Annotated in this window: 4 protein-coding genes, 2 tRNA genes and 1 pseudogene (1 of these 7 running past the window's edge); 3 read left to right on the forward strand and 4 right to left on the reverse strand. The window is 67.8% G+C overall.

Going from position 1 to position 5,484, the window contains the following annotated elements; genetic code table 11:
• Window positions 1–87 precede the first annotated feature (87 nt).
• A complete protein-coding gene (gene tig, locus AC1RIF_RS14860) occupies window positions 88–1,452 on the reverse strand; it encodes a trigger factor (RefSeq protein WP_492602125.1) in 1,365 nt (454 codons plus the stop codon).
• Between the two features lie 90 nt (window positions 1,453–1,542).
• A tRNA-Pro gene (locus AC1RIF_RS14865) sits at window positions 1,543–1,619 on the reverse strand.
• Between the two features lie 139 nt (window positions 1,620–1,758).
• Between AC1RIF_RS14865 and AC1RIF_RS14870 the strand changes: the two genes are divergently transcribed.
• Window positions 1,759–1,829 (forward strand) — tRNA-Gly (locus tag AC1RIF_RS14870).
• 203 nt (window positions 1,830–2,032) lie between these two features.
• Window positions 2,033–3,166 (forward strand): nitronate monooxygenase, encoded by a 1,134-nt coding sequence (locus AC1RIF_RS14875; RefSeq protein WP_492602126.1) that lies wholly within the window; start codon window positions 2,033–2,035, stop codon window positions 3,164–3,166.
• 12 nt (window positions 3,167–3,178) lie between these two features.
• Here AC1RIF_RS14875 and dinB read toward each other — a convergent pair whose 3' ends face one another.
• Window positions 3,179–4,429: a DNA polymerase IV gene (dinB, locus tag AC1RIF_RS14880; protein ID WP_492602127.1), complete on the reverse strand. Its 1,251-nt coding sequence runs from the start codon at window positions 4,427–4,429 to the stop codon at window positions 3,179–3,181.
• 101 nt (window positions 4,430–4,530) lie between these two features.
• Between dinB and AC1RIF_RS14885 the strand changes: the two genes are divergently transcribed.
• A complete protein-coding gene (locus AC1RIF_RS14885) occupies window positions 4,531–5,370 on the forward strand; it encodes a DUF1542 domain-containing protein (RefSeq protein WP_492602128.1) in 840 nt (279 codons plus the stop codon).
• On the opposite strand, the pseudogene AC1RIF_RS14890 reads toward AC1RIF_RS14885, so the two are convergent.
• Window positions 5,367–5,484, reverse strand: a pseudogene (locus AC1RIF_RS14890) (Fpg/Nei family DNA glycosylase); it runs 759 nt beyond the window's last position. The gene AC1RIF_RS14885 and the pseudogene AC1RIF_RS14890 sit on opposite strands and share 4 nt — an antisense overlap.

Genomic DNA, 5,484 nt, shown 5'->3' on the forward strand with positions numbered 1-5,484 from the left:
GCACCGGAGTCCCGGTGCCGCCCTACTTCGCTTTAAGCGGAAATACTCGCCCCCACCGGAAGTGGCAGGCGTCGTTCCGCCGGGATGTTACTTGTCGTCGCCCTCGGCCTCGGCCTCGTCGGCCTCCGCCTCTGCGGTGCCGAACATCTCAGCGGTGTCGATCGCTTCGCCGGCGGTGTCGGTGACGGTCGCAGCATCGACGACACCGGCGAGGGCCTTGCCGCGTCGCACGTCCGCGAAGACCGCGCCGAGCTGGTTGGCCTGCTGGATCTGCTGGATGAACTGCTCCGGAGCCATGCCGTAGCGCTGAGCCTGGAACAGGATGCGCTCGGTGAGCTCGTCCTGGCCGACGGTGGTGCCCGCGGCGTCGGCGATGGCGTCGAGCAGCAGCTGGGTCTTCACCGAGCGCTCGGCAGCCTCCTTGGCGTCCGCGTCGAACTGCTCACGCGTGGTGCCCTGCGACTCGAGGAGCTCGTTCAGCTTCTCCTCGTTGTGGTCGAGACCGTGGATCGCGTCGTGCAGTGCGGCGTCGACCTCGGCCTTGACGACGGCCTCGGGCAGCGGAACCTCGACGGTCTCGAGCAGAGCCTCGAGGACCTTGTCGCGGATCTGTCCGGCCTGCTCGACCTTGCGCACGCGCCCGACGCGCTCACGCAGGTCGGCCTCGAGCTCTTCGAGAGAGTCGAACTCGCTTGCCATCTGGGCGAACTCGTCGTCGGCCTCGGGCAGCTCGCGCTCCTTCACGGAACCGACGGTGACGGTGATGACCGCCTCCTGGCCCGCGAACTCACCGGCGACCAGCTTGGAGGTGAAGTCCTTCGACTCGCCGGCCTTGACGCCGACGATGGCCTCGTCGAGACCCTCGATCAGCTGTCCCGAGCCAACCTCGTGGGACAGACCCGACGCGGTGGCCTCCGGGACGGCCTGGCCGTCGACCGTGGCGGACAGGTCGATCGACACGAAGTCGCCGTCCTGAACCTCACGATCGACACCCTTCAGAGTGCCGAAGCGCTGACGCAACGACAGCAGCTGCTCGGCGACCGCCTCGTCGGTGACCTCGATCGGGTCGACCGTGACGGCGACGGTGGAGAAGTCCGGGAGGGTGATCTCGGGGCGGACGTCGACCTCGGCGGTGAACGTGAGCTCCTGGCCGTCCTCGAGCTTGGTGATCTCGATCTCCGGCTGGCCGATGACCTTCACCTCAGAGGCGTTGACGGCCTCGGAGTAGCGAGACGGGAGAGCGTCGTTGACGACCTGCTCGAGCACCGCGCCACGGCCGACACGAGCCTCGAGCAGCTTGGCCGGAGCCTTGCCCGGACGGAAGCCGGGGAGACGGATCTGCTGCGCGAGCGCCTTGTAGGCCTTGTCGAAATCAGGCTTGAGCTCCTCGAAGGGCACCTCAACGTTGATACGGACTCGCGTCGGGCTGAGCTGCTCGACGGTGCTCTTCACGGATCTGGCTCCTTCGTGTGGTGGTGCTCTTCGATTCGATTTCTCGTGCCTCTTCGCGGCAGGACCGAAATATCGATCCTGCCGCGCGTCTGGTCGGGGTGACAGGATTTGAACCTGCGACCCTCCGCTCCCAAAGCGGATGCGCTACCAAGCTGCGCCACACCCCGTCAGAACAAGCCTTCGCCAACCTCGCGAGGACCCGAGGCAGAATCCTACGGCCCCCCGATTATGAAATCCAAAGCGAGGTTGGGTACAGTCTCATCTCGCAGACGGCATCGCTGGCGATCCCACTAATGTCGTATGCACGGGGATGTAGCTCAATGGTAGAGCCTCAGTCTTCCAAACTGATTACGCGGGTTCGATTCCCGTCATCCCCTCCGCGAGGAGGAAACCCCCGCCCGGCAATTACGCCCGGGACGGGGGTTTTGTCGTTTCTGGACCGACCTCCACGACCAGCCGCAAGTGATGCTTGTCATAGTCCCGGCGCCGTAACTGTTTCGATCGATTCGCCACTGGACACGCCCAGGCCACCCTAAGTTGAAACCTGTTACAGAATTCAGGCCCAGCGAAGGAGTGCCGGATGCACACCCCCCTCTGCGACGAACTCGGCATCGAGTTCCCGATCTTTGCATTCACTCACTGCCGCGACGTCGTGGTCGCCGTCAGCAAGGCCGGCGGATTCGGCGTTCTCGGCGCCGTGGGGTTCACACCCGAAGAACTCGAGATCGAGCTCAAGTGGATCGACGAGCACATCGGCGACCACCCCTACGGCGTCGACATCGTGATCCCGAACAAGTACGAGGGCATGGACTCGAACCTGTCGGCTGACGAACTGACGAAGATGCTGCAGTCGATGGTGCCGAAGGAAACCCTCGACTTCGGACGCAAGATCCTCACCGACCATGGGGTACCCCTGCCCGCCGACGGCAGTGAGAACGCGTTGCAGCTACTCGGCTGGACCGAGGCCACCGCCACCCCGCAGGTCGAGGTGGCGCTCCAGCACCCGAAGGTCACTCTGATCGCGAACGCCCTCGGCACGCCGCCCGCAGACATGATCGACCATATTCACGCGGCAGGCCGCAAGGTGGCCGCGCTGTGCGGCTCGCCCTACCAGGCCCGCAAGCACGCGGACGCCGGGGTCGACATCATCATCGCGCAGGGCGGCGAAGGTGGCGGGCACTGCGGCGAGGTCGGCTCGATCGTGCTGTGGCCGCAGGTCGTGAAGGAGGTCGCACCGGTCCCCGTACTGGCAGCGGGCGGCATCGGCAGCGGCCAGCAGATCGCTGCCGCACTCGCCCTCGGCGCCCAGGGCGCGTGGTCGGGTTCGCAGTGGCTCATGGTCGAAGAGGCCGAGAACACCGCCGTCCAGCAGGCCGCATACGCAAACGCGACCAGCCGCGATACGGTCCGCAGCCGCTCGTTCACCGGCAAGCCCTGCCGGATGCTGCGCAACGACTGGACCGAGGCCTGGGAGCAGGAGGGCAACCCGGAGCCGCTCGGCATGCCGCTGCAGTACATGGTCTCCGGCATGGCGGTGGCCGCCACCCACAAGTACCCCGACGAGACCGTCGACGTCGCGTTCAATCCGGTGGGTCAGGTCGTCGGACAGTTCACCAAGGTGGAGAAGACCTCCGCGGTCATCGAACGCTGGGTGCAGGAGTACCTGGATGCCACCGGCACGCTCGAGCGTCTGAACGAGGCCGCGAACGCCTGATCGCCGTTCGGACTAGTCGGGCAGGATAGGCACGCCGTCGCCGTCGCCGCGCCAGAGCAGCGCGGCGCGGGTGACCGCGACCGATCCGAACTTCGCCCGTACCGCGTCGAGCGCGCCGTCGAGCAGGACACCGTCGGACTCCCCCGAGTCCCCGGTGTCCGACTCGAACGGAAGCGCAAGCTGTTCGGCGCCCTCCCGGTCGAGGTTCGACAGCGCAACACCGATCAGCGTCAGTCCCCGCTCGGCGATCAGCGGCCGGGACTGCTCCAGCAACGCGCGCGCCGCGGCGAGAATGGCCTCGGTGCGCGCCGAGGCCTCGCCGAGGGTCACCGAGCGGGTGGCACGCCCGAAGTCCGCGAACCTCATCCTGATGACCACGGTGCGGCACACCCGCCCGGCCGCTCGCAGCCGCCTCGCCACGCGGTCCACCAGCGCGGCGGCGATCGTCTCGATCTCGGCGAAGCTTCGCGGGCGGCGCCCGAGAGCACTCTGTGCCCCGATCGACCGCCGCCGCCGGCCTGTCTCGACCCGCCGCGGGTCACGCGCCCACGCCAGCGCATGCAAGTGCCGAGCCGAGCCCGACCCGACCACCGTGGCCAATTCGCGCTCCGACAGCGCGGCCAGTTCCGCGACGGTCCGAACGCCGTACGCGTGCAGTTTCCCGGCGGTCACGGACCCGACACCCCACAGCCGTTCGACCGGCAGTGGATGCAGGAACTCGAGCTCGCGATCCGGCGGCACCAGCAGCAGCCCGTCCGGCTTCCCCACCGCACTCGCGACCTTGGCCAGGAATTTCGTCCGCGCGATGCCGACCGTGATCGGCAATCCCACCTGTTCCCGCACCTGCCGGCGCAACCGCTCCGCGATGTGTCGCGGACTGCCACCGATCCGGCTCAGCCCACCGACGTCGAGGAATGCCTCGTCGATCGAGATCCCCTCGACCAGGGGTGTCGTGTTCCGGAAAACGTCGAACACCTCACGGCTGGCCCACGCGTACGCGGACATCCGCGGCGGGACGACGATCGCGTGCGGACAGCGCCGGCGCGCCTCCGATCCGCTGCTCGCGGTGCGCACCCCGTATGCCTTGGCCTCGTAGCTGGCCGCGAGGACCACGCCTCCGCCCACGATGACCGGCCGACCACGCAGGTCCGGATCGTCCCGCTGCTCCACCGAGGCGTAGAACGCATCCAGATCTGCGTGCAGGATCGTCGCCTCGGCACGCGGCGGTGGCGAGGAACGAGCGGCGGCATCGGACACGAACATATGTTCGCATCGACCACCGACAGGAATCGAGGCACGATCACGGCACGCCGGACCCCGGTAGGCTTGACATTGTCCGATTTGACATCTCCGGAAGGTCCCCCGTGGAACTCCTCCTCATCGTGGCCGTCATCGGCGCCGTCGTCTTTCTGGTGATGAAGAGCCAGAACAAGAACAAGGGCCACTCGGCGAACCAGCTCGACGACGCCAAGGCGGATGCCCGCCAGGCGATCGAGCGTCTGGGTGGTCAGGTCTACAACCTCGTGGGCAACGACGACGCCTCCAAGCAGGCGCTCGCCGACGCGTCCGAGCGGTACACCGCCGCCGGGTCACAGATCGAACAGGCCACGACGCCCGTGCAGGCGCGTCTGGCGAAGCAGACCGCACTCGAGGGTCTGTACTACATCCGTGCCGCGCGGACCGCGATGGGCATGGATCCGGGTCCCGAGATCCCGCGCATCGACGGCCAGAAGGCGGCCGGCTCGGTCACCGAGAACCGCGATATCGAGTTCGAGGGTCGTCAGGTATCGGCGTCGCCGAACCCGTCGGCGCGCACACCGAACTACTACCCCGGCGGACGCGTCGCGGGACGTCCGGTCCCTGCGGGCTGGTACTCCGAACCGTGGTGGAAGCCCGCGCTCGTCGCGGGCGCGTGGGGCGTCGGCTCGATGTTCCTGTTCTCGGCGATGTTCTCGGGCATGGCCGGTGTCCCGTACGACGCCCAGTCTTTCGAGAGCGGCGCCGGTGACGGCTCCGATGCGGGCGGCGGCGACGCGGGCGGGGACGCCGGCGATGCCGGAGCCGACGGCGGCGACGGTGGCGACAGTGGCGACTTCGGGGGCGGCGACACCGACTACGGCGCCATGGGTGACGGTGGCGGCGACTACGGCGGAGATTTCGGTGGAGGCGACTTCGGCGGCTTCGACGGAGGCTTCGACTTCTAGTCGGCCTGACAGCCGGGGCACCAGAACAGGTTGCGCCCCTTCATGACCGAGTGCAGGATCGGGGTGCCGCAGATGCGGCACGCCGATCCCCTTCTCCGGTGGGTGTACGTGCGC

The sequence above is a fragment of the Prescottella sp. GW823-FHT02E09 genome (assembly GCF_058797375.1).

Coding starts and splice junctions, on each gene's coding strand:
- AC1RIF_RS14875 (WP_492602126.1), top strand. CDS start 2,033: ATGCACACCCCCCTCTGCGACGAACTCGGCATCGAGTTCCCGATCTTT.
- dinB (WP_492602127.1), bottom strand. CDS start 4,429: ATGTTCGTGTCCGATGCCGCCGCTCGTTCCTCGCCACCGCCGCGTGCC.